Annotated in this window: 20 protein-coding genes and 2 pseudogenes; 9 read left to right on the top strand and 13 right to left on the bottom strand. The window is 71.4% G+C overall.

What is annotated here, in order from left to right; translation table 11 throughout:
- Positions 1–18: 18 nt before the first annotated feature.
- Together ABZ939_RS29030 and ABZ939_RS29025 are read right to left on the bottom strand one after the other, a co-directional pair.
- The gene (locus ABZ939_RS29030) at positions 19–636 is read right to left on the bottom strand and encodes an SMP-30/gluconolactonase/LRE family protein (protein ID WP_361861422.1); all 618 of its coding nucleotides are present in this window, start codon (positions 634–636) and stop codon (positions 19–21) included.
- Positions 633–1,403 (bottom strand): IclR family transcriptional regulator, encoded by a 771-nt coding sequence (locus ABZ939_RS29025; protein ID WP_361861419.1) that lies wholly within the window; start codon positions 1,401–1,403, stop codon positions 633–635. Before ABZ939_RS29025 ends, ABZ939_RS29030 begins: the two co-directional genes overlap by 4 nt.
- A gap of 154 nt (positions 1,404–1,557) precedes the next feature.
- On the opposite strand from ABZ939_RS29025, the pseudogene ABZ939_RS29020 reads away from it, so the two are divergent.
- Positions 1,558–1,689: pseudogene (locus ABZ939_RS29020) on the top strand (sugar ABC transporter permease); the annotation flags it as partial.
- A 108-nt stretch (positions 1,690–1,797) separates the two neighbouring features.
- Here the strand turns inward: ABZ939_RS29020 and ABZ939_RS29015 are convergent.
- Together ABZ939_RS29015 and ABZ939_RS29010 are read right to left on the bottom strand one after the other, a co-directional pair.
- Positions 1,798–2,844 (bottom strand): rhamnogalacturonan acetylesterase, encoded by a 1,047-nt coding sequence (locus tag ABZ939_RS29015; protein ID WP_361861416.1) that lies wholly within the window; start codon positions 2,842–2,844, stop codon positions 1,798–1,800.
- Between the two features lie 13 nt (positions 2,845–2,857).
- Positions 2,858–5,590, bottom strand: a complete 2,733-nt coding sequence (locus tag ABZ939_RS29010) for a Tat pathway signal sequence domain protein (protein WP_361861414.1) — start codon at positions 5,588–5,590, stop codon at positions 2,858–2,860.
- 145 nt (positions 5,591–5,735) lie between these two features.
- On the opposite strand from ABZ939_RS29010, the pseudogene ABZ939_RS29005 reads away from it, so the two are divergent.
- The 3 genes and pseudogenes from ABZ939_RS29005 to ABZ939_RS28995 all read left to right on the top strand — a co-directional run.
- Positions 5,736–6,740, top strand: a pseudogene (locus ABZ939_RS29005) (cellulase family glycosylhydrolase); the annotation flags it as partial.
- A gap of 15 nt (positions 6,741–6,755) precedes the next feature.
- The gene (locus ABZ939_RS29000; protein ID WP_361861411.1) at positions 6,756–8,495 is read left to right on the top strand and encodes a glycoside hydrolase family 6 protein; all 1,740 of its coding nucleotides are present in this window, start codon (positions 6,756–6,758) and stop codon (positions 8,493–8,495) included.
- Between the two features lie 137 nt (positions 8,496–8,632).
- Positions 8,633–8,845 (top strand): DUF4287 domain-containing protein, encoded by a 213-nt coding sequence (locus ABZ939_RS28995; RefSeq protein WP_361861409.1) that lies wholly within the window; start codon positions 8,633–8,635, stop codon positions 8,843–8,845.
- 88 nt (positions 8,846–8,933) lie between these two features.
- Here the strand turns inward: ABZ939_RS28995 and ABZ939_RS28990 are convergent, their stop codons facing one another.
- The 3 genes from ABZ939_RS28990 to ABZ939_RS28980 form a co-directional block, all read right to left on the bottom strand.
- Positions 8,934–9,200, bottom strand: coding sequence for a hypothetical protein (locus ABZ939_RS28990; protein WP_361861406.1), 267 nt, complete (start codon positions 9,198–9,200; stop codon positions 8,934–8,936).
- Between the two features lie 53 nt (positions 9,201–9,253).
- Positions 9,254–10,657 (bottom strand): FAD-binding oxidoreductase, encoded by a 1,404-nt coding sequence (locus ABZ939_RS28985; RefSeq protein ID WP_361861403.1) that lies wholly within the window; start codon positions 10,655–10,657, stop codon positions 9,254–9,256.
- 195 nt (positions 10,658–10,852) lie between these two features.
- Positions 10,853–11,362, bottom strand: a complete 510-nt coding sequence (locus tag ABZ939_RS28980) for a DinB family protein (protein WP_361861401.1) — start codon at positions 11,360–11,362, stop codon at positions 10,853–10,855.
- A gap of 14 nt (positions 11,363–11,376) precedes the next feature.
- On the opposite strand from ABZ939_RS28980, the gene ABZ939_RS28975 reads away from it, so the two are divergent.
- Entirely contained in the window at positions 11,377–11,598 is a 222-nt protein-coding gene (locus ABZ939_RS28975; RefSeq protein ID WP_361861399.1) for a hypothetical protein, read from the top strand.
- Here the strand turns inward: ABZ939_RS28975 and ABZ939_RS28970 are convergent.
- Positions 11,595–11,897, bottom strand: a complete 303-nt coding sequence (locus tag ABZ939_RS28970) for a hypothetical protein (RefSeq protein WP_361861396.1) — start codon at positions 11,895–11,897, stop codon at positions 11,595–11,597. The two genes, ABZ939_RS28975 and ABZ939_RS28970, sit on opposite strands and share 4 nt — an antisense overlap.
- A gap of 141 nt (positions 11,898–12,038) precedes the next feature.
- Entirely contained in the window at positions 12,039–12,803 is a 765-nt protein-coding gene (locus ABZ939_RS28965; protein ID WP_361861393.1) for an alpha/beta hydrolase, read from the bottom strand.
- Positions 12,804–13,036: 233 nt separating this feature from the next.
- Between ABZ939_RS28965 and ABZ939_RS28960 the strand changes: the two genes are divergently transcribed.
- Positions 13,037–15,538, top strand: a complete 2,502-nt coding sequence (locus ABZ939_RS28960) for a SpoIIE family protein phosphatase (protein WP_361861390.1) — start codon at positions 13,037–13,039, stop codon at positions 15,536–15,538.
- A gap of 33 nt (positions 15,539–15,571) precedes the next feature.
- Here the strand turns inward: ABZ939_RS28960 and ABZ939_RS28955 are convergent, their stop codons facing one another.
- Positions 15,572–15,790, bottom strand: coding sequence for a hypothetical protein (locus tag ABZ939_RS28955; RefSeq protein ID WP_361861387.1), 219 nt, complete (start codon positions 15,788–15,790; stop codon positions 15,572–15,574).
- A gap of 192 nt (positions 15,791–15,982) precedes the next feature.
- On the opposite strand from ABZ939_RS28955, the gene ABZ939_RS28950 reads away from it, so the two are divergent.
- Together ABZ939_RS28950 and ABZ939_RS28945 are read left to right on the top strand one after the other, a co-directional pair.
- Positions 15,983–16,237: a type B 50S ribosomal protein L31 gene (locus ABZ939_RS28950; RefSeq protein ID WP_361861384.1), complete on the top strand. Its 255-nt coding sequence runs from the start codon at positions 15,983–15,985 to the stop codon at positions 16,235–16,237.
- Positions 16,238–16,368: 131 nt separating this feature from the next.
- Positions 16,369–17,136, top strand: coding sequence for an alpha/beta hydrolase (locus ABZ939_RS28945; RefSeq protein ID WP_361861381.1), 768 nt, complete (start codon positions 16,369–16,371; stop codon positions 17,134–17,136).
- 196 nt (positions 17,137–17,332) lie between these two features.
- On the opposite strand, the gene ABZ939_RS28940 is transcribed toward ABZ939_RS28945, so the two are convergent.
- The gene (locus ABZ939_RS28940; RefSeq protein WP_361861378.1) at positions 17,333–17,830 is read right to left on the bottom strand and encodes a peptidylprolyl isomerase; all 498 of its coding nucleotides are present in this window, start codon (positions 17,828–17,830) and stop codon (positions 17,333–17,335) included.
- A 58-nt stretch (positions 17,831–17,888) separates the two neighbouring features.
- Positions 17,889–18,128 (bottom strand): hypothetical protein, encoded by a 240-nt coding sequence (locus tag ABZ939_RS28935; RefSeq protein WP_361861375.1) that lies wholly within the window; start codon positions 18,126–18,128, stop codon positions 17,889–17,891.
- A gap of 172 nt (positions 18,129–18,300) precedes the next feature.
- On the opposite strand from ABZ939_RS28935, the gene ABZ939_RS28930 reads away from it, so the two are divergent.
- Positions 18,301–18,822, top strand: a complete 522-nt coding sequence (locus tag ABZ939_RS28930; RefSeq protein ID WP_361861373.1) for a hypothetical protein — start codon at positions 18,301–18,303, stop codon at positions 18,820–18,822.
- A gap of 50 nt (positions 18,823–18,872) precedes the next feature.
- Here the strand turns inward: ABZ939_RS28930 and ABZ939_RS28925 are convergent, their stop codons facing one another.
- A complete protein-coding gene (locus ABZ939_RS28925) occupies positions 18,873–19,373 on the bottom strand; it encodes an NUDIX hydrolase (protein WP_361861370.1) in 501 nt (166 codons plus the stop codon).
- Positions 19,374–19,450 lie beyond the last annotated feature (77 nt).

Here is a 19,450-nt window from a genome sequence, read left to right as displayed (position 1 = left end):
AGGCCCTGCGGACACGACCTAGCCCGCGAAGGGCGTGCCGGGCAGTCCCTGGCCGGCGTCCGGCAGGACGAGGAGGGAGCCGGACAGCGGGGACGGGTCCGTGAGTCCGGTGCGGGCGGTGGTGATGTAGAGGTCACGAAGACCGGGGCCGCCGAAGGCGCACGCGGTGGGGCGCGGCACGGGCAGGGGGACGGTTCGGTCGAGCGCGCCGCGCGGGGTGTAGCGGCGGAGTTGTCCGCCGTCCCAGAGGGCGACCCAGACGCAGCCTTCGGCGTCGACGGCGAGTCCGTCGGGGTAACCGGCGCCCGGCTCGACGGTGACGAACTCCCGGCGTTCGACGACGTGTCCGTCCTCGACGCGCAGGGTGTCGATCCGCCGGGTGGGGGTGTCGATGTAGTACGTGAGGGCGGCGTCGGGGCTCCATCCGGTGCCGTTGCTGATCGTGACGGAGTCGAGGAGCGTGGTGGCGGCGCCGTCGCCGGCGATCCGGACGAGGTTGCCGCCGCCGGGTCCCTCGTCGTAGCGCATGGTGCCCGCCCACAGGATGTCGACCCAGATCAGCCGGGCTCCGGCCGGGTCCCAGGTGGGTCCTTCGCCGAGTTCGGCGTACTCCCGTACGGCGATCTCCGGCGTCATCGGGCGCTCCGGTGGCCGAGTCGCAGCGACAGTTCGTCCGCGCCCTTCGCGGCGAGCGCGGCCAGTTCGCCCTCGCGCTCCTCGCTCCAGCGGATCACGGGCACGGAGATGGACAGTGCGGCGACGACCCGGCCGGAGCCGTCCCGTACGGGTGCGGCGACGCAGCTGACATCGGGGTTGGACTCGCGGTGTTCGGTGGCGGTGCCCTGGGCGCGGATCTCGGCCAGGGCGGTGCGCAGGGCATCGGGGTCGGTGATGCTGTGGGGTGTCATACGGGCCAGTTCGCGGCCCTCGACGCGGGCGTCGAACTCCTCCTCGGGGAGGAACGCGAGGAGCAGTTTGCCGACGGAGGTGCAGTGGGCGGGGAGCCGGCGGCCCGCCGCGGAGACCATGCGGACGGCGTGGGTGGAGTCGACCTTCGCGATGTAGATGACGTCCAGGTCTTCGAGGAGGGCGACATGGACGGTCTCGTCGCAGGTGTCGGCTATCTCGCGGGCGACGGCCTGTCCTTCGGCGGCGAGGTCGAGCTGTTCGGCGTAGCGGCTGCCGAGCTGGTAGGTGCGCACGCCGAGCCGGTAGCGGCCCGGCTGCTGCGGGACCGGCGTCAGGTAGTTGCGGGCAGCCAGGGTGGTGAGGAGCTCGTGCGTGGTGGTGCGCGGGAGCTGGAGCCTGCGTGTGATCTCGGGGGCGGAGAGTGATCCGTCGCCCTGCAGGAACAGTTCCAGGATGTCGAATGCCCTGGTCACCGCGGGAACAAGACGCCCCATGCCGTCCACCCACCCCTCTTCGTTCGAAATCCCGATCAGAGATCGGTATGACGAACACAGGCTAACCGTACGGGTGTTCGTCCGGCAACGGCCGTACGCGGACCATTGACACCCGGGGAGAGGCTGTTTAGGAGAGCTTCGCCGCCGCCTTGTGGTTCTTGGCGTCCTCAACAACGGCATGTCGCTGGTCGGCATCGGCGCCGACTACCAGCAGGTCATCAAGAGTCTCGTACTGCTCGCCGCGGTCGGCTTCGACGTGTGGAACAAGCGGCGAGCGGGCCGGTAGGAGGCGCCCGCGGGAGCCGGTCGGGGAAGGACGACCCCTCTTCCGCGGCCGGTCGGAGCTTCGGCCGGCCGCGGCGGCCTCCTGTGTCGCCTTAGGCTTCGGAGGCACTCAGCGGATCAGGCGGTCCGGGACGATCCCCTGGGCGCGCAGCTCGGTGAGGACCAGGGCCGCGTACTCGGTGGCCCCGCGCACCGAGGTGTGGGTGTTGTCCCGCTTCTCGGCCGTCAGATAGAGCGCCTTGGACGCCTCGGGGCCGAGTTCCTCGACGCGCGCCTTGCTGAGGGCGGTGAGGTCGATCAGCGGGGTGCCGAGCTCGCCCGCGAGGCGCCTGATCTCGGCCGGGTGGTCCACTCCGAGGCCGTTGACGAGCAGGGCGGTGCCGTTGTTCAAGGTGCCGTCGGCGTTGAACCAGCGGCGCACGATCGGTGTCACGAGCACGGGCCGGCCGCCCCGTTCCCGTACCCCCTCGACGAGGGTGGTGAGGTTCGCCCGGTACGTCGTCGCGTCCGTCTGCTTGTCGTTGTGGGCGAGCTGGATCAGGACCGGGTCGCCGGTCCTGATCAGCGGCCGGACGGTCGGGAACAGGGCCGGGTTCGCCAGATAACTGACCGTGCTCTCACCGGAGTCGGCGTGGTTGGCGACCACGACACCTCGCTTCAGATACTGCGGCAGCTGCTGACCCCAGCCGCTGTACGGCTCGCCCGGCTGGTCGCACACGGTCGAGTCGCCGACGAGAAAGATCCGAGTGGCGGCGGGGGCCGGGGTGACCCGCACGCCCCCCACCCGGGGCGCCGGGCCGGCGAAGGCCAGGTCGAGCCCTGGGCTTCCGGTGGGACCGGTCGGCTCACCCTCGGGCTCGCGGACGTCCACGGTGAAGGAGCGCAGGGTCCGCTCCCCGGCTCCGGTGGAGGTCTCGGGCAGCAGGGCGCGGCGGGTCTCGCCTGTGAGGGACGTGACTCCGGCGGTGTCTCCGCCGAGGGTGACCATGACGTCGTACGTTCCGGGGGCGACGTCGAAGTGGCAGACGAGCGGACCGGCCTCGGTGGGGGTGCAGTGGTCGAGCCCCTGGCCGTAGGGGCTGTCGGCGTGGGCGGGGACAGCGGCCAGAACGGTGCCGGCGGTCGCGGCGGCGACGAGCAGGGCGGTGCGTCTCATCGTTCCTTCTTCTCTACGCGGGGAGGCTGTCGCCGACGAGGGCGAGGTTCTGGATGGCGGCGAGTCCGAACAGCGCCGTGGTGTTGGTGCTGATCCACAGGTGTTCGTATCCCGGTTCGAGGGCGGCGGGCCCCTGGACCGGAGTCTTGTCCCACACCATCGCCGAGGTGTAGCCGTCGCTGCCGTGGAACTTGGCCCACGCGCGCTTGGCGAGGACGGGATCGTTCAACTGGGCGGCGGCGTAGGCGTCCTGGCGGGAGTGGCCCTGGAAGAGGAGCAGGGTGCCGAAGTTCTTGCCGTAGCGGGCGGCCTGTTCGGCCTTGGTGGCGTTGAAGTAGCGGCAGTAGTCCAGCCAGGCCGCCTTGAACGCCGGTATGTCGATCAGGTCGATGAGTTCCGCGCACATCTCGACCAGGCCGAACATCGCGGAGAGATGGGAGACGCCGACGGCGGGTTCGGTCGCCACCGCGAACCGCCCGGTGTCGAGGTCGTACAGACCGGTGCCCTGGACGAATCCGTTGGGCTGGGCGGCGATGGTCTCCATGGTGGACCGCAGCCGTGCTTCGGCCTTCGCCGCCTTGGGGCCGCCGCGTTCCCACTCGGTGAGCCAGGCCGCGGCGAGGCCGCTCCAGTCCGTGCCGAAGCCGATGGAGAGGGCGTGGCGGTCCGGGGTGTACGGCTCGGTGCGGATCTTGCGGATGGGGTCGAGGGCGAGGAAGGTCTCGTCGGAGTCGACCAGGGCGTGCATGAGGTCCCCGACGCGTTCGTCGGCGGTGAGGAAGTAGTAGGGGCGGCGGTAGACGGCCGTGGAGATGCGCTGCTGCTTGGCGCTGTCGGCGAAGTGCTGCACGCCGTGGCGGGTGCCCAGGCCGGCCCAGGTGCCGAGGTGGTAGACGTCGACCTCACCGGTGTGGCGGGGCATGGCCTCGGCGAAGCGGAAGATGTCGGAGCGGCCCGAGCGCAGATAGGCGTACCAGAGCCACAGGTCGGGTGAGAGTTCGGAGTTGTCCCAGGCGTAGCCGCCGATGTCGTACCGCCACTGGTGCCGGTCCTCGTCGTAGGTGTGCATGATGTCGCCGTAGTCCCAGAAGCCGTACCAGCGGCGCTGCTCGGCCTGGTCCTTGTAGTACGTGAAGAGGTAGTCGAGGTGGTCCTCGATCTTCGCCTTGGCGGGGGTGGAGCGGTCCACGGGGGCGAAGAGGCCGCCGAAGACGCCGGCCCGGCTCAGGTCCCCGGGGCTCGCGGCGAGTTGCGGCGGGGTGGAGACGGCGGCGGCCTGGGCGACGAGCATGTCGGCGGTGGGGGTGGCCGCGTTGGCCCAGAACATCAGCTCGCTGGTGCGGGCGATGCCGTACGGGGTGCCGAAGCCGGGCTCGTGGTCCTCGTAGGTGATGTTGAGGCCTTCGAGCTGCTCGGGGAAGGTGTCCTGGCCCATGCCGTCGTGGTAGAAGCGCAGGTCCATGGGCTGAGCTTCGGGCGACCAGAGCCAGAGCGTGACCTCGGCGGCGTCGCCCGCCGCGCCTCGGATGTCGAGCTGGGCGGGGTGCTTCCGCCAGAAGTCCCGGAGTCCGAAGGAGAGTCCACCGTTGACACCGCCGACGTAGCCGAAGCCGTTCGCCCGTCCGCCGCCGCCGGCCGGGATCCAGCCGTGGCCGGGCTTGGTGCGCTTGCGCAGGGCGAAGCCGTCGGCGGAGAGCTGGGAGAGGGTGTAGTCGCCCCAGGTGGGGACGTACTGCAGCCGGGTGGTGACCCGCTGGTCCCAGGTGGCCGGGTCGGGCAGCTTCTCGCCCGCGACCTGGGCCTTGCGGACGGCGGTGCCGGGGTCGCGGCGCAGGCCGGTGATGCCCTGGACGGCCTCGGTGAGAAAGCCTTTGCCCTCGCCCGCGATGCGGATGTGGCGGTCGTAGGCGGCGTCACGCATCGGGACGGTGAAGCGGACGCCGAGGCCGCGGATGAAGTCCTTGCTCTGGTCTCCGTCGTACGTGATGGTGTGCACCATCCGGAAGGACTCGGCACCGGCGTAGAAGTAGAGCCGTACGGAGAACGGCAGCCAGCTGCGGCTGCCCTTGCGGTGCTTGCCGTCGATGCGGACCACGGCACGAACCGGGCCGCGCTGTTCGAAGGTGGCGCCGGCGATCTCGCCGTCGAACCGCTCCCACTTGGCGTTGCCCTGGTCCCCGTCGTCGAGGTCGCTCTGGCGAAGCAGCACCAGCCGCCCGTCGGTGGCGATCTTCACTCCGTCGCGCGTCACGGACTCGACGAGCTTCTCGCCGTCGCGGGAGATCACCGCCCTGAGCGTACCGGTGTCGACGGTGATCCGCCGGTTCGACTCGGCGACGGTGATGCGTCGGCTCGCGGTCGCGGGGGTGCCGGGGGCGAGCGTGAACCGCTCCGCCCCGGCGGCCTCGGGTCCGACGGCGTGCGCGGTCCACTTGAGGGAGCCGTCGGGCCAGCGGGCGGTGGTCCAGGTCTGTACGGGGATCTCCTTGCCGTCGGCCGTGGTGAGCGCGAAGGTCCGGTCGGCGGGGTGGGCCCCCTTGGGCCAGGGCACGCCGAACGTGGAGCCTGGCGCGGCGCCGAGGCCGCCGTTCTCCAGCCAGGTGACGGTCGCGGGCCGGTCCGCGGACGGCGCCTCGGCGCCTGCGGCGGCCCGCGCGTCGCCCCGCCCGAGCGCCCAGCTGAACTGGGCGGCGGCGCCGGCGACGGCCGCGGCCTTGAGCAGAGACCTGCGAGGAATGGAGGACATGCGAATCCTTTCATGAGCATGACATCCATCGGGCTCGACGGCGACTCCGCGAGCCGGAGGAAGGACCGTCCGGTCGGCGCACTCCACCACGCGAGGACGCGACAGCGGTGCGGGCGTCGCCGATCCGCCGGACCCCGTATCCGGCGCGCCCGAGCTGAGCGTCGCCGGTAACCGGCTCACCGACCAGAACGGCGCCACCCGTCGCCTGCTCGGCGTCGACCGCTCCGGCGGTGAGTTCATGTGCGTCCAGGGCCATGGCATCTTCGACGGCCCGGTCGACGACGCCTCCGTCCGCGCGATCGCGGACTGGAAGGCCAACACCGTCCGTATCCCGCTCAACGAGGAGTGCTGGCTGGGCCTGGACAACATCAAGCCCGAGTACCGGGGCACGCAGTACGTCACAGCGGTCAAGGACCTGGTCACCCGCGTCCTCGCGCACGGCATGACCCCGATCGTCGAACTGCACTGGACCCACGGGCAGTACACCGGCAACTCGGCGGGGTGCTCCGACGTCCACGCCTCCTGCCAGAAGCCGATGCCCAACGCCCAGTACACCCCGGCCTTCTGGACCTCGGTCGCTGACACGTTCAAGAACGACCGCCGTGTCGTCTTCGACCTGTTCAACGAGCCCTATCCCGACCGGGCGACCTCCACGGCCGCCCAGGCCTGGACGTGCTGGCGCGACGGCGGCACCTGCCCGGGCATCGGCTACGAGGTCGCCGACATGCAGGACCTCCTCGACGCGGTCCGTGCGACCGGGTCACGGAACCTCGTCCTCGTACCCGGGATCGCGTACTCCAACGATCTGAGCCAGTGGCTCGCACACCGCCCCACCGATCCGGCGGGCAATCTGGCCGCCGCCTGGCACGTCTACAACTTCAACACCTGCTCGAACGAGGCGTGCTGGGACAGCACCCTCGCTCCGGTCGCCGCCCAGGTGTTGCTCGTCGCGGGCGAGATCGGCGAGAACACCTGTGGCCACGGCTTCATCGACCGCGTCATGAAGTGGTTCGACGACCGCGGGCTCTCCTATCTCGGCTGGACCTGGAACACCTGGAACTGCTCCTCCGGACCGGCCCTGATCACCTCGCACGGCACACCCACCGCATTCGGCATCGGGCTGCGCGACCATCTGCGCGCCCTGAACTGAAAGGCACACCACGACATGAGCCGCACCACGAGCCGCACCGCCCTCCTGGCGGCCATCGGCCTGATCACGGCGACCGGCGCCACCGCCACCGTCATGACCAGCACGGCCGGAGCCGCAGCAGCCGGCTGCAAGGTCGACTACCAGATCACCCACCAGTGGAACAACGGCTTCGGGGCCAACGTCACCGTCGCCAACACCGGCGACCCCCTGAGCTCCTGGACGCTCGAGTGGTCCTACGCGGGCGGCCAGCAGGTCACCCAGGGCTGGAACGCCACGATCACCCAGTCCGGCGCCGCCGTGACCGCCAGGAACGTCTCGTACAACGGAAGCCTGGCCACGGGCGGTTCGACCTCCTTCGGCTTCAACGGCTCCCACACGGGGACGAACGCCGTCCCGGCGACGTTCACGCTCAACGGAGTCGTCTGCAACGGCGCCACCCAGCCGCCGACCACCCCGCCCACCACTCCCCCGACGACGCCACCGACCACTCCGCCGCCGGCGGGCACCAAGGCCGACAACCCGTACGCCGGCGCCAGGGTCTACGTGAACCCCGAGTGGTCCGCGAAGGCTGCGGCCGAAGCCGGTGGCACCAAGGTCTCGAACCAGCCCACCGGCGTCTGGCTGGACCGAACGGCCGCCATCGCCGGGGTGAACGGCGGCATGGGGCTGCGCGACCACCTCGACGAGGCTCTGGCCCAGAAGGGCAGCGGCGAGCTCGTCGTGCAGCTGGTCGTCTACAACCTGCCGGGCCGCGACTGCGCCGCGCTCGCCTCCAACGGTGAACTCGGCCCGACCGAGATCGACAAGTACAAGACCCAGTACATCGACCCGATCGCCGCGATCCTCGCCGACCCGAAGTACGCGGGCCTGCGGATCGTGACGACCGTCGAGATCGACTCGCTGCCCAACCTGGTCACCAACGTGTCCGGGCGCCCGACGGCCACCGCCAACTGCGATGTGATGAAGGCCAACGGCAACTACATCAAGGGTGTCGGCTACGCCCTGAACAAGCTGGGCGCGATCGGCAACGTCTACAACTACGTGGACGCGGGACACCACGGCTGGCTCGGCTGGGACGACAACTTCGGCGCGTCCGCCGAGCTGTTCAAGCAGGCCGCGACCGCCGAGGGCTCCACAGTCGCCAACGTGCACGGCTTCATCGTCAACACCGCCAACTACAGCGCGCTGAAGGAAGACCACTTCAAGATCGAGGACTCCGTCAACGGCGTCTCCGTACGCCAGTCGACGTGGGTGGACTGGAACCGGTACACGGACGAGCTGTCGTACGCCCAGGCCATGCGCACCAAGCTGGTCTCCCTCGGTTTCGACGCGAACCTCGGCATGCTGATCGACACCTCACGCAACGGCTGGGGCGGGACGGCACGGCCCACCGGCCCGGGGGCGCTGACGGACGTCAACACGTACGTCAACGGCGGCCGCTACGACCGGCGCATCCACCTCGGCAACTGGTGCAACCAGTCGGGCGCGGGGCTCGGCGAACGGCCGAAGGCGGCCCCGGCGGCGGGCATCGACGCGTACGTGTGGATGAAGCCCCCGGGCGAGTCGGACGGTGCCAGCAAGGAGATCCCGAACGACGAGGGCAAGGGCTTCGATCGGATGTGCGACCCGACGTACACGGGCAACGCCCGCAACGGCAACAGCATGTCGGGCGCGCTGCCGGACGCGCCGCTCTCCGGGAAGTGGTTCTCGGCCCAGTTCCAGGAACTCCTGAAGAACGCCCACCCGGCGCTGTGACCGCCGCGCCGGCCGGAACCCTGGTTCCGGCCGGCGCACGGCAGGCGTGATCCACCTCACACGCCCGAACCGATCACTTCGCACGTCCCGTCCGGTCATACCTGCAAGAACACTACGCACCGACAGGACTGGACACCATGACGGACACCGTGAAGGGCCCCGCGAGCTACTTCCCCTCGATCGAGAAGAAGTACGGCCGCCCCGTCGCCGAGTGGAAGGAGCTGATCCGCTCGTCACCGCTGACCAAGCACATGGAGCTCGTGTCGTGGCTCAAGGCCGAGCACGGTCTGGGGCACGGCCACGCCAACGCCCTTGTCGCGCACACGCTCGCGGAGGACAGCGGCAAGTGATCCCGGGGCGGAGCCGCACGGGGCCGGTCCGGGGGCCCCGGTTCGTTCGCCGGCGCAGTCCGGCGGGGCCTGTCGGGCCGCTCAGGGCCTAGCGGGTGTCGCCCTCCCAGTCCCAGTGCACGGCGTCGCCCTCGCGCGGCCCGTACCGGGCGTGGCCGCCCGGGCCGTAGGAACCGATCTCCGTGGCGAGGGCGGCCCCCTCCTCCAGCTGTCGCGCGGTCCATCCGGTGACGTCGAGCAGGAGGCCGTCCAGGGGGCCCGCCACCAGCTCGCGGTAGACGCGCCCCGGTCGGGGGCCAGGATCGGGATCGTCGTGGTCGGCGCCGTACACACGGCCTCGCATCAGCTCGTCCATACCCGGCAGCATCGCACCCGGCACTGACAGTCGCCCGGGCGTGACGGGTGTGGTCAGGCCGCCGGGGTGATGTTCTGGTTGGAGCGGAAGACGTTGCCGGGGTCGTACTCCCGTTTGAGCGCGCGCAGCCGGCGGAGCTTGTCGGTCCCGTAGGCCTGCTGGACGCGGTCCGCGCCCTCCTCCATGAGGAAGTTGACGTAGACACCGGCGTGGTGGGGCTCCAGGGCGGACCACCAGTCCCGCACCCAGGTGCGCTCCTCGGCGAACCCCTCGGCGTCGACGCAGTTGCCGTTGATGTTGAAGGTGTGGCCGACGCCGCGGCCGCTGAACGCCGTCTCGTCCTCGCCGACGCGGGCGACGGCGCCGCCCAGGTGGAAGACACCGCAGGTCGAGAGGGGGGAGGAGACCTGCAGGGCGTGCGCCGCGCTGATTCCGATGACCTCGTCGCTGAGCCGGTCGACGTCGCAGGACCGGATGTAGTACCACCACCCGTGGGGGAAGGACGGGTCGAACATCGACTGGTGCTGTACGTAGGGCTTGGGAGCGCACAGGTCGAGCAGCGGCGTCCCGAACTCGCGCAGCGGCCGGAGAACCTCCTGGCCTGCCTCGATGTCCCCGGCGTAGCAGCTGATCACCGCGATCACCGGCCTGCCGTGCAGTTCGACCGGGATCGCCGGGAGGGGTGCGGCCTTGCGCTGGACGACGATGGTCGTGAGCTCGTCGGGGACGTCGGTGATCCAGTCCCGGTAGAAGCACAGCACGTGCGGTGCCTCTTCCAGCGGCCACAGGATCGGTCCGGCGAGCACCATGGGTCCTACGGGGTTGAGCCGGAACTCGAACTCCGTGACGACGCCGAAGTTGCTGCCCGCGCCGCGCAGTCCCCAGAAGAGCTCGGTTTCGCGGCTCTCGCTCGCGGTGACCAAGGAGCCGTCGGCGGTGACCACGTCGGCGGAGAGCAGTTGGTCGACGGTGAGTCCGTACTTGCGCATCAACCAGCCGATCCCGCCGCCGAGGGTGAGTCCGGCGAGACCGGTGTGCGTCACGATCCCCGCGGGCACGGCCATCCCGAAGTGCTGCGTCTCGCGGTCGAGCGCCCCGAGGAGGACTCCGGCCTGGGCCCTGACCGTGCGGTTCACGGGATCGACGCGGATCCCGTTCATCGCCGACAGGTCGATGACGATGCCGTCGTCGCACAGCGACTGGCCCGGGAAGCTGTGGCCCCCGCTCCGTACCGCGACCGGGAGGCCACTGCGCGCCGCGCTCTCCAGCGCGGCGGCGACGTCGGCGACACCGGTGCAGTACGCGATGAGCGCGGGGAACTTGCTGATGGACCCGTTCCAGATACGCCGGGCCTCGTCGTAGGCGGGATCGTCGGGGCGGACGAGCCGGCCGGAGAAGGATCGCTCCAGCTCCTGGAAGGCGGTCTCGTCCACGCGCACGGCGGGGGCTGCGCCCATGCTCACTCCTGCGCGGATCGGCTTCTCCTGCCAGCGTCCCACCGGCCGGTGGCCGCTGCCAGTGGGATCAGGCGGTGTCCCGGGCCGGGCGTTCCCGCAGCAGCACGCCCGTGAGCGCGACCAGCACGGCGGTGAGCCCGTGGCCGACCGAGGGCCTGTCCGCCCCTGATCCGCCGGACAGGCCCTGGGCACCGCTCAGGCGCCGACGGTTCCGTCGACGCCCTCGCGCAGGAAGTCCGCGTGCCCGTTGTGCCGTCCGTACTCGAGCAGGACGTGCACCATCACCATCCGGAGCGACACGTCCTCGCCCCACCTCGGCTGGTGTCCGACGAGGTCCAGGGACGCCGCCTCGCGTTCGATCCGCCGGGAGTTCTCGACCTCCGCCTCCCAGGCGGCGAAGACCTCGGCCCGGGTGGACCGGCTCGCGTCGTAGGCGGCCTGGAAGTCGATCCGGTCCGACCAGACCATCGGCGCCTCGCCGTCCTCGAAGACCCGGCGGAACCAGGCACGTTCCACCTCGGCCATGTGCCGGACCAGGCCGAGCAGGGACAGCGTCGAGGGGGGCATGGACCGCTCACGCAGCTGGTCGTCGCCGAGCCCCTCGCACTTCATCGCGAGCGTCGCGCGGTGGTAGTCGAGGAAGGCCCGCAGCGTGTCGCGTTCGCTCCCGACGTGCGGCGGTCCGATGCGGTGGTCGGTGGTCACTACGGCTGCTCCTCATGATCGTCCGGTGCGGGAACCGAACCTACTTCGCCCCGGCCGGAGCCTCCACCTCGCCGGTACGCGTCGGCCGCGGTGCGCTCGCGTCGGCGCTCGACGGCCAGGTTGCGGGCGTCGCCGCCGTCGACATCTCCCCGTCACGTCCACCGGACGACCCTGACACCGTCCACCGCCTCTCCGAGACAGGCGGGATCCGGGGCCAGGTCACCGTGGTCCGCTAGGTCCCGTCCTCCGGATCCCGCCGTGCCGGCGCTCGCTCCCCCGGTGGGCGCAGCTCGGCCGTGAGGGAGGCGACGAGGATGCCGGCGAGTCCCGCCCACACCACCGCGTCGGCCCCGACGGTCAGCCAGCCCGTCGCGCCGAGTGCGAGTGCGGCCCCCAGTCCGGCGCCCAGCGCCCGCCGGTCGGTGGCGAAGGCCCAGGCACGGCGTCCCGTGCCGGGCTCGCGCAGCTCGAGCACCGCGGCACGGCACACCAGTGCCGCCGCCGCGACCACCGCTGTCAGCACGGACGACTCCATGGCACCCGCCTCTCCCCGTCCATGCTCGCGCAGACCCGTCGGGCGCGCACCGGGCCAGGGGAACGGGCGCCGCCGGGCAGGGCGCCGCGCGGCCGCCGGGCCGTTGGCGGAGCGCCGGGCGGCGCCACGTCGCCCCGCGTGTCAGCCGGCGAGGAAGTCCTCGATCGCCGCGGCCAGCGCCTCCGGGGTCTCCTCCGGGGCGTAGTGGCCTGCCTCCGGAAGGACTTCGAGGCGGGCGTTCGGGTACCACCGCAGCCAGCCGGCCGCCATGGCCTCGGCGCCCAGGGCCGGATCGTGGGCGCCGACGACGAGCAGAACGGGAGCCGGGTTGTCCTTGACGCGCCCGTGGAAGTCCGTGCGGGACCACGAGTCGAGGTAGGCACGGAAGGCTCTGGCCGAGGAGCGTTCCACCGAGCGCTTCACGACGGGATCCAGCCAGGCGTCGTCGTAACGGCCGCCCGTGGTGGTGTCGATGATGACCCGCCGGTACGCGGGGTCCTCCGCGGCCCCGGCGAACAGCGCCCAGCTCGCCTCGTCGAGCGGGAAGCCGGCGGCGGACACCGGTGAGATGCCGATGAGCGAGCGGACCCGCGCGGGCGCGTCGAGCAGCATCAACTGGGCCGCCTTGCCTCCCATCGAATGACCGATCACGGTGAAGGAGTCCCAGCCCAGGTCGTCGGCGACGGCCAGCGCGTCCGCGGCGACCTCCTCCATGGTGAACGCGCCCTCGGTGTCGATCGCCTCCCCGTAGCCGCGGCAGTCGAGGAAGGCGTACGAGCCGGTGTCGCCGTTCAGGTGGGCGCGCAGCGGGTCGAAACTGGTGCGGTCGCCGAACCAGTTGTGCAGCACGAGGGCCCGCCGGGGCCCGCTGCCCTCCACGTCGTACGGAAGAACCTGGCCCGTCATCACGCCCCCTGGTCACGAGGTGGTGGAAGTGCTCCGGCATCGTGCCTGCCGGCGCCCGCCCTCGGTCGCCGACGATCGAGTGTCGCGAGCCGCGGCGGCCGGGTCAACAGTGCCGACCGGGCGCACGGCGGCGCGCCGGGCGCGTCCCGGCGTGACCAGGCGTGTCCGGGCCGGTACGTCGCGCGACCGGCGCCGAGATGCGGGGCCCGGCGGGCCGGGAGCATCCTGGCTGTGTGACGTCGCACGGCGTGGCCGACCCTGCCCCGTCGGCCGGGACCGGGGGCGATCCCGGGATCGCGGACACCGACGGGCAGCTCCTCGACGCCCTGCCGCTGGTCCTGGCCGAGGGCGCGCTCCGGACCATCGAGGCGGTCGGCGGCTACGCGGGCGCGGTCTATCTGCGGTCAGGGACACCGGATCTGCTCCGCATGGCGGTGCTCGCCGGACTCCCCGGCCCGCTGTTCCGGCCCTGGTGGCGGATGCATGCGAACCGGCCGTTCCCGGTGGCCGAGGTCCACCGCTCGAGTCAGCCGGTGCACCTGGCCGACGTCGAGGAGGCCATGCGACAGTTCCCCCAGCTCGTCGCGAGTCTCCCGTTCCCCTTCGCGTCCCTCTACGCTCCGATCGTCAGCGGCCGGGAACGCTTCGGGGTGCTCGTGGCGCTGCGTACGCCGACCCCCGGTGTGCCGGTGAACGCCCGGGACCGGATGCGGCTGGCACGGGAGGCGCGCCGCCTCGGGGAGGGCCTCGCGAGGCTCGCGGAGAGCGGTGTGCCCGTCGAATGGCCCGGTGAGCCCGTGTGCGTCCAGCTTCCCTCGGGCGGTACGAAGCCGGTCCGGATCGGCTACTTCGACTGGGACCTGACCAGCGGCACCGTCACCGCCGACGCCGGGCTGCGGGCGATCCTCGGCGACGACGGCGACACGTTCCCCGGGACCATCGAGGCGCTGACCGCGCGCCTCGCGCCGGAGGACAGCTACGCGCTGTGGACGATGGCCCGTCGCGCGGCCGATTCCGGGGCGCAGGTGGCACGCCGGCTCCGGCTCAAGGGGCCCGACGGCGGGCTCCATCTCCTCGAGATCTCCGCCCGCCCCGCGGGCGACCGCCCCGGGCGCCTGACAGGCTCGCTGGTCGACCTCGGCACCGGCCTCGTCGGCTCGGACGCCACCGACCGGCTGCCGCGGGCCATCCTGGCGATCGACCGCCTGGGCCGGATCACGTACGTGAACCATCTGGCCGAGGCCCTTCTCGGCCACCCCCGCACGGCGCTCGCCGGGCGCACCGTGTGGGACGTGCTCCCATGGATCGGCCAGCCCGCCTACGACGAGCACCTGCGGGCCGCGCTGCTCTCCGACGAGCCCGTGCACTTCCTGGCCCACGCCTCCGACGCCGAGTGGCTGTCGGTCTCGCTCTATCCCGGCCACGACGGCGTCACGTTCGTGCTCCTGCCCGAGGGCGACCCCGCGTACAAGCCCAGCTCCGTCTCCCACCCGGACTCCGGTCTCGGATCCCCCGCGGACCGGGCCTCGGCGCTCTACCGGCCGGTGGCGCTCGCGATCGCGCTGACCGAGGCGGTGACGGCCCGCCAGGTGTCGGCCGTCGTGACCGACGAGCTGCTGCCCGCGTTCGGCGGCCGGCAGCTGGCGATCTACCTGCTGAGCGACCGTCATCTCTATCTGGCGTGGGAGACCGGGTTCCCGCCCGGCTTCCTGGAGCCCTTCGACGGTGTGGGCCTCGACGCGCATCTACCGGGCGTCGAGACGCTCACCACCGGTCGTCCGCTGTTCTTCGAGTCGATGGAGCAGATGAGCCGGGCCTATCCGGGCCTTCCCATGGACGCGGTCAGCGGGGCCCGGGCCTTTCTGCCGCTGATCGCCTCGGGCCGTCCTGTCGGCTCGTGCATCCTCGGCTTCGACCGGCCGCGCGGCTTCAGCCCGGAGGAGCGCACGGTCCTCACCGCCCTCGCCGGGTTGATCGCCCAGGCGCTGGAGCGGGCCCGGCGGTACGACAGCGAGGCCGCCCTGGCCCGCGGGCTGCAGGACGCACTGCTTCCCGCCCGGCTGCCGGTCCGCGAGCAGGTCGACACGGTGGCGCGGTATCTGCCTGGCACGCAGGGCATGGACGTGGGTGGTGACTGGTACGACGTGATCGAGACGGGACGGGGGCTGCTGGCGCTTGTGGTCGGCGACGTCCAGGGGCACGGTGTCGCGGCCGCGGCCACGATGGGTCAGCTTCGCAGTGCGGTACGGGCCTTCGCGCTCGGCGGTCATCCGCCGCAGGAAGTGATGCGGGGCACCAACCGGCTGCTGATCGACCTCGATCCGGGGCAGTTCGCCAGCTGCTGCTATGTCGTTCTCGATCCGGCGACCGGTGCCACGCAGGCCGTCCGGGCCGGGCATCCGCAGCCGCTGCTGCGCAGGCCGGACGGTACGGCGGAGATCCTCGAGCTGCCGGGCGGGCTGGTCCTGGGGATCGACGACGACGCCACGTACCCGGTCACCGAGCTGGAGCTGGAGCGGGGAGCGGTCCTCGCGCTGTACACGGACGGTCTGGTGGAGCGTCCGGGTACGGACATCGACGAGGGTGTCGAGTGGCTGCGCCGTACCTTCTCCGTGACCGGGTCGATCCCGCTCACGGAGACCGCTGACCGGCTGATCCGGGACGCCCGCCAGGCCACCGACCGCCCGGACGACATCGCCCTGCTCCTGGCCGCCCGCTGGGCGCATCCCACCTGAGCGCGGCGGAAGCGGTTCGTTCCCCCGGATACGTCAGGGGCGGTGGTAGCTGTCGGTCGTGGTGGGCGGCGCGTTGTGCGCCGAGAAGGACGAGAACGACGACCGGTCGTCGTGCGCCTGCACGCGCCGTGCCTGCTCGATGAGGAGGCCGTCGACGTTCTCGGTACGGCCGCTGCCCCGGCGCAGCAGCTTCACGACGAGCAGCAGGATGACTGCGCCCAACACACCGAAGAGAACAAGAACCGAGGTCATGACGGGCTCCCCCCACGTCGTCGCGCCGTCGCCCACCCGTGCGCCGGCTTCCGCCCACGGTATCCCGGAAATGATCACGGCGGAACGGTGGCGGGCGGTCGGACGCACTCACCCGGTCGGCCCCGTGGCACTGGTCGGCCGGGCCCGTCCCGGCGAGGCTGGGGCCATCAGCGGGCAGCCCGAGGAGGAACAGTGCAGCAGGACAAGCAGCCGGAGTACGGCCCGGTGGTCTTCCGCGACCGCTCCGCCGGGTTCGCCTTCCTGACCCGGTCCACGGCGACCAGCGAGCAGACCATCGAGTGGGACGACGGCCACACCTATCCAGTGGTGGACGTCGAGATCTCCTCCGAGAGCCACCCGTTCTACACGGGCAAGGCGCGCACGGTGGACTCCGAGGGCCGCATCGCGAAGTTCGAGCGCCGTTACGGCGAGGGCGGCGAGGAGTGAGCCGTACGAGAGGGGGCCGCGCCGATTCCGGCGCGGCCCCCTCCGCGAGAGTCCTGATCCGTGTCTCTGTCGGTGCCGCCCCGTAGGGTGAGCGGGTCGGTACGAGATACGGGACGGTACGGGGGTCGGTCGTGCGGGAGTTGTTCCTGACGGACGTGCAGGCGCACATCAGGTGGATCGAGGTGCCCGGGGACGGGCCCGTGAGGGTCTTCCTGCACGGTCTCGGGTGCACGGGCGCGTCCGACTTCGCCCATATCGCGACACACCCCGCGCTGCGGGGCGGGCCCGCGCTGCTCGTGGACCTGCTCGGTTACGGACTGAGTGACCGGCCGAGGGATTTCGGCTACGGCATGGCCGCGCAGGCCGCCGCCGTGGCACGGATCCTGGAGCACCGGGGCGCTTCCGGCGCGGAGTTGATCGGGCATTCGATGGGCGGGGCGGTCGCCGTCCGGCTGGCGGCGGCCCGGCCCGACCTGATCGCCCGGCTCGTGGTGGCCGAGCCGAATCTGTATCCCGGCGGGGGCGCGTTCAGTACCCCGATCGCCGCCCAGGACGAGGAGACCTTCGTCCGGCAGGGCTTCTCACGGATGCTGGCCGTGCTGGGCCGGGCCGACTACGCGGCCCGGTTGCGGCTCTCCGATCCCCTCGCGGTGCACCGCAGCGCGGTCGCCCTGGTCGAGGGGGACTCCCCGACGGAGGGCGAGCTGCTGGCCGGTCTCGACCGGCCGCGCGCCTTCCTGGTCGGCGAGTACAGCCTCCCGGACGCCGACGCCGAGCGGATGCGCGCGCTCGGTGTGCCGGTGTTCGAGGTCCCCAAGGCCGGGCACAACCTGATGATCGACAACCCGGACGGGTTCGCGGAGGAGCTGGCGCGGGCGCTGGTCGTCGAGCGCCGCTGACCCTTCGCGAACCCGTTTCTCACCTCAACGGGCGGAAGAAAGTACGCAGTTCGGAGGCGACCTGCTCGGGTTCCTCGTGGGCCATGAAGCGGCCGCCGCGGCGCGGGGCGGATGAACATCCGGCCGCCCCGCGACGTGTGCGCGGTGGCGGCCGGACGTGGTCCCCTCACGGGGGTGGAACGCGGATCGGTACTGATCAGGCCTCGACAACGCCGGACGCGGCGATGGCGATCTTGGCGCTGGTCGCGCCGGAGCGGGAGCCGAGGCCCTCGATCTTCTTGACCAGGTCCTGGCCCTCGACGACCTCGCCGAAGACGACGTGCTTGCCGTCCAGCCAGTCGGTCACGATGGTGGTGATGAAGAACTGGGAGCCGTTGGTGTTGCGGCCCGCGTTCGCCATCGACAGCAGGAACGGCCGGTCGTGCTTCAGCGTGAAGTTCTCGTCCGCGAACTTCTCGCCGTAGATGCTCTTGCCACCGGTGCCGTTGCCCCGGGTGAAGTCGCCACCCTGGAGCATGAACTGCGGGATGACACGGTGGAACGGGGAGCCGGCGTAGCCGAAGCCGTGCTCGCCGGTGGCGAGCTCACGGAAGTTCTTCGCCGTCTTGGGGACGACGTCGTCGAACAGCTTGAAGACGATCCGGCCCGCGGGCTCGTCGTTGATCGTGATGTCGAAGTAAACGTTGTTGCTCATGGGGACATCCTGTCATTCCCGCTCACGCAGCGCGCACACGGGCTGCCCCATCGGAGCGTCACACCAGGCCGCGGACGTCCGGGGTCCGGGGGACGGTGTCGGCCACGACCGGGGCGGCGTCCTCCACCAGCGGGGCGGCGTCGTCCATGAGGGGGCCGACCGGGTTGTCGTTCTGCAGGAGACCGGTGGTGCCGGTCGCGCCGTGGTCGGCCGCGGACGCGTTCGGCGGCGGGGTGACGAGGGCCGTGACGACACCGGCGGCGAGGGAGGCGATGGCGAGCATGCTGCGCTTCTTCATGCCCTGGTCAACTGTCGAGGAGCCCAGGGGTTACGGCCTGTTCCCCAGACGCTCGGAACGCGGCGCGCATCTCCCCAGAATTCCCCGCAAAACAGCTGGAACCGTATGGTTGTGGTGGATGTCTCTCTTAGTGACACCACTGTCCCCGGAGCAGCAGGAATTGGGGGACGTCATGCTTCACCGTCAGAGCCTCGCGGCTGTGGCCGCCGGCATTCTTCTCGCCGCCGGGATCGGTGCCACGATCCCCGCCGGCGCCTCCACGGAACGGTCCGGGGCGACGACGCCGCCCTCGACCGCCCTGGTGGTCAACGCCCGCTGGGGCGGGCACGCCTCGTTCGACCGGCTGGTCATCGATGTCCGGGGCGCGATGCCCCCGGTCACGGTGACGCCGGTCGCCGCACTGCACTACGACGGCTCGGGCCAGCGGGTTCCGCTCGCCGGGAAGTACTTCCTGGAGATCAGGCTCTCCCCCGCCGCCGCACACGACGAGTCCGGCCGGTCCGTCTACCAGGGCCCCCGGCTCCTGAAGATCTATCTGCCCATGCTCAAGGGTGTCGCCCTGACCGGCGACTTCGAGGGTGTGGTGACCATCGGGGCGGCCTTCGACACCAAGCCCAGCTACAAGACCTTCACGCTCCACTCCCCCGAGCGCTTCGTGCTCGACATCAACCACCCGGTCGGCTGCCGGGCCTGAAGGAGGACCCCGGGCGGGGGCCGTCCCGGTGACGGCCCCCGCCGTGCGGCTCAGATGCCGGCGTCCGTCTCCACGTACACGGTGGTGCCGGAACGGCGGGCGCGGTCGATCTCGGCGAGCCGGGCGAAGTTCCCGGGCGTCATCTCCCGCCGCCACTCGGCAAGGGTTCGCAGCCGGAACTCGCTGTGCTCCTCCGGGTCGAGGACGACACCGGCGAGCTGCTCGTCCGTCAGGACGCCGCCGTCGAAGATGAATCCGATGTGATTGGCCGGCCACTCCTCACCGCGGGCGGACACGAAGTGGGTGCCGAGGAGCCGCGGCTCGCCCTCGAAGACGATCCCCGTCTCCTCGTGGCACTCGCGTACGGCCGTCTGCCACGGGGTCTCGCCCGGGTCCATGTTGCCGCCCGGCCACTGCCACAGCTCGGTGCGGTACGTGGCGCGCAACTGGAACGGCCGGCCGGCGGTGTCGGTGAAGTACAGGCAGGCGTACGCCGTCGCCCTCGGCAGCGTCGCGATGTACTCGGCGGGCGGCAGCCAGGTGTTCGCCATGGGGGCAGCTCTCTTTCGACGGGCGGGGTTGATCACCTCCATCCAACCGGGCGCGGTGCGCACGTCCGGCGCCCCGC

The sequence above is a fragment of the Streptomyces sp. NPDC046712 genome, assembly GCF_040645695.1.
Lineage (GTDB): Bacteria > Actinomycetota > Actinomycetes > Streptomycetales > Streptomycetaceae > Streptomyces.
Note: the sequence above shows the minus strand (reverse complement) of the source record. Positions and strands in the feature narration are given on the sequence as shown.

Excerpts from the sequence above, each read along its gene's own strand:
- ABZ939_RS29000 (WP_361861411.1), top strand. The coding sequence starts at position 6,756 with ATGAGCCGCACCACGAGCCGCACCGCCCTCCTGGCGGCCATCGGCCTG.
- ABZ939_RS28985 (WP_361861403.1), bottom strand. The coding sequence starts at position 10,657 with ATGGGCGCAGCCCCCGCCGTGCGCGTGGACGAGACCGCCTTCCAGGAG.
- ABZ939_RS28990 (WP_361861406.1), bottom strand. The coding sequence starts at position 9,200 with ATGGACGAGCTGATGCGAGGCCGTGTGTACGGCGCCGACCACGACGAT.
- ABZ939_RS28955 (WP_361861387.1), bottom strand. The coding sequence starts at position 15,790 with ATGACCTCGGTTCTTGTTCTCTTCGGTGTGTTGGGCGCAGTCATCCTG.
- ABZ939_RS28925 (WP_361861370.1), bottom strand. The coding sequence starts at position 19,373 with ATGGCGAACACCTGGCTGCCGCCCGCCGAGTACATCGCGACGCTGCCG.
- ABZ939_RS29030 (WP_361861422.1), bottom strand. The coding sequence starts at position 636 with ATGACGCCGGAGATCGCCGTACGGGAGTACGCCGAACTCGGCGAAGGA.
- ABZ939_RS29025 (WP_361861419.1), bottom strand. The coding sequence starts at position 1,403 with ATGGGGCGTCTTGTTCCCGCGGTGACCAGGGCATTCGACATCCTGGAA.
- ABZ939_RS28975 (WP_361861399.1), top strand. The coding sequence starts at position 11,377 with ATGATCGTCCGGTGCGGGAACCGAACCTACTTCGCCCCGGCCGGAGCC.
- ABZ939_RS28930 (WP_361861373.1), top strand. The coding sequence starts at position 18,301 with ATGCTTCACCGTCAGAGCCTCGCGGCTGTGGCCGCCGGCATTCTTCTC.
- ABZ939_RS28965 (WP_361861393.1), bottom strand. The coding sequence starts at position 12,803 with ATGACGGGCCAGGTTCTTCCGTACGACGTGGAGGGCAGCGGGCCCCGG.
- ABZ939_RS28935 (WP_361861375.1), bottom strand. The coding sequence starts at position 18,128 with ATGAAGAAGCGCAGCATGCTCGCCATCGCCTCCCTCGCCGCCGGTGTC.
- ABZ939_RS28970 (WP_361861396.1), bottom strand. The coding sequence starts at position 11,897 with ATGGAGTCGTCCGTGCTGACAGCGGTGGTCGCGGCGGCGGCACTGGTG.
- ABZ939_RS28940 (WP_361861378.1), bottom strand. The coding sequence starts at position 17,830 with ATGAGCAACAACGTTTACTTCGACATCACGATCAACGACGAGCCCGCG.
- ABZ939_RS28995 (WP_361861409.1), top strand. The coding sequence starts at position 8,633 with ATGACGGACACCGTGAAGGGCCCCGCGAGCTACTTCCCCTCGATCGAG.
- ABZ939_RS29015 (WP_361861416.1), bottom strand. The coding sequence starts at position 2,844 with ATGAGACGCACCGCCCTGCTCGTCGCCGCCGCGACCGCCGGCACCGTT.
- ABZ939_RS29010 (WP_361861414.1), bottom strand. The coding sequence starts at position 5,590 with ATGTCCTCCATTCCTCGCAGGTCTCTGCTCAAGGCCGCGGCCGTCGCC.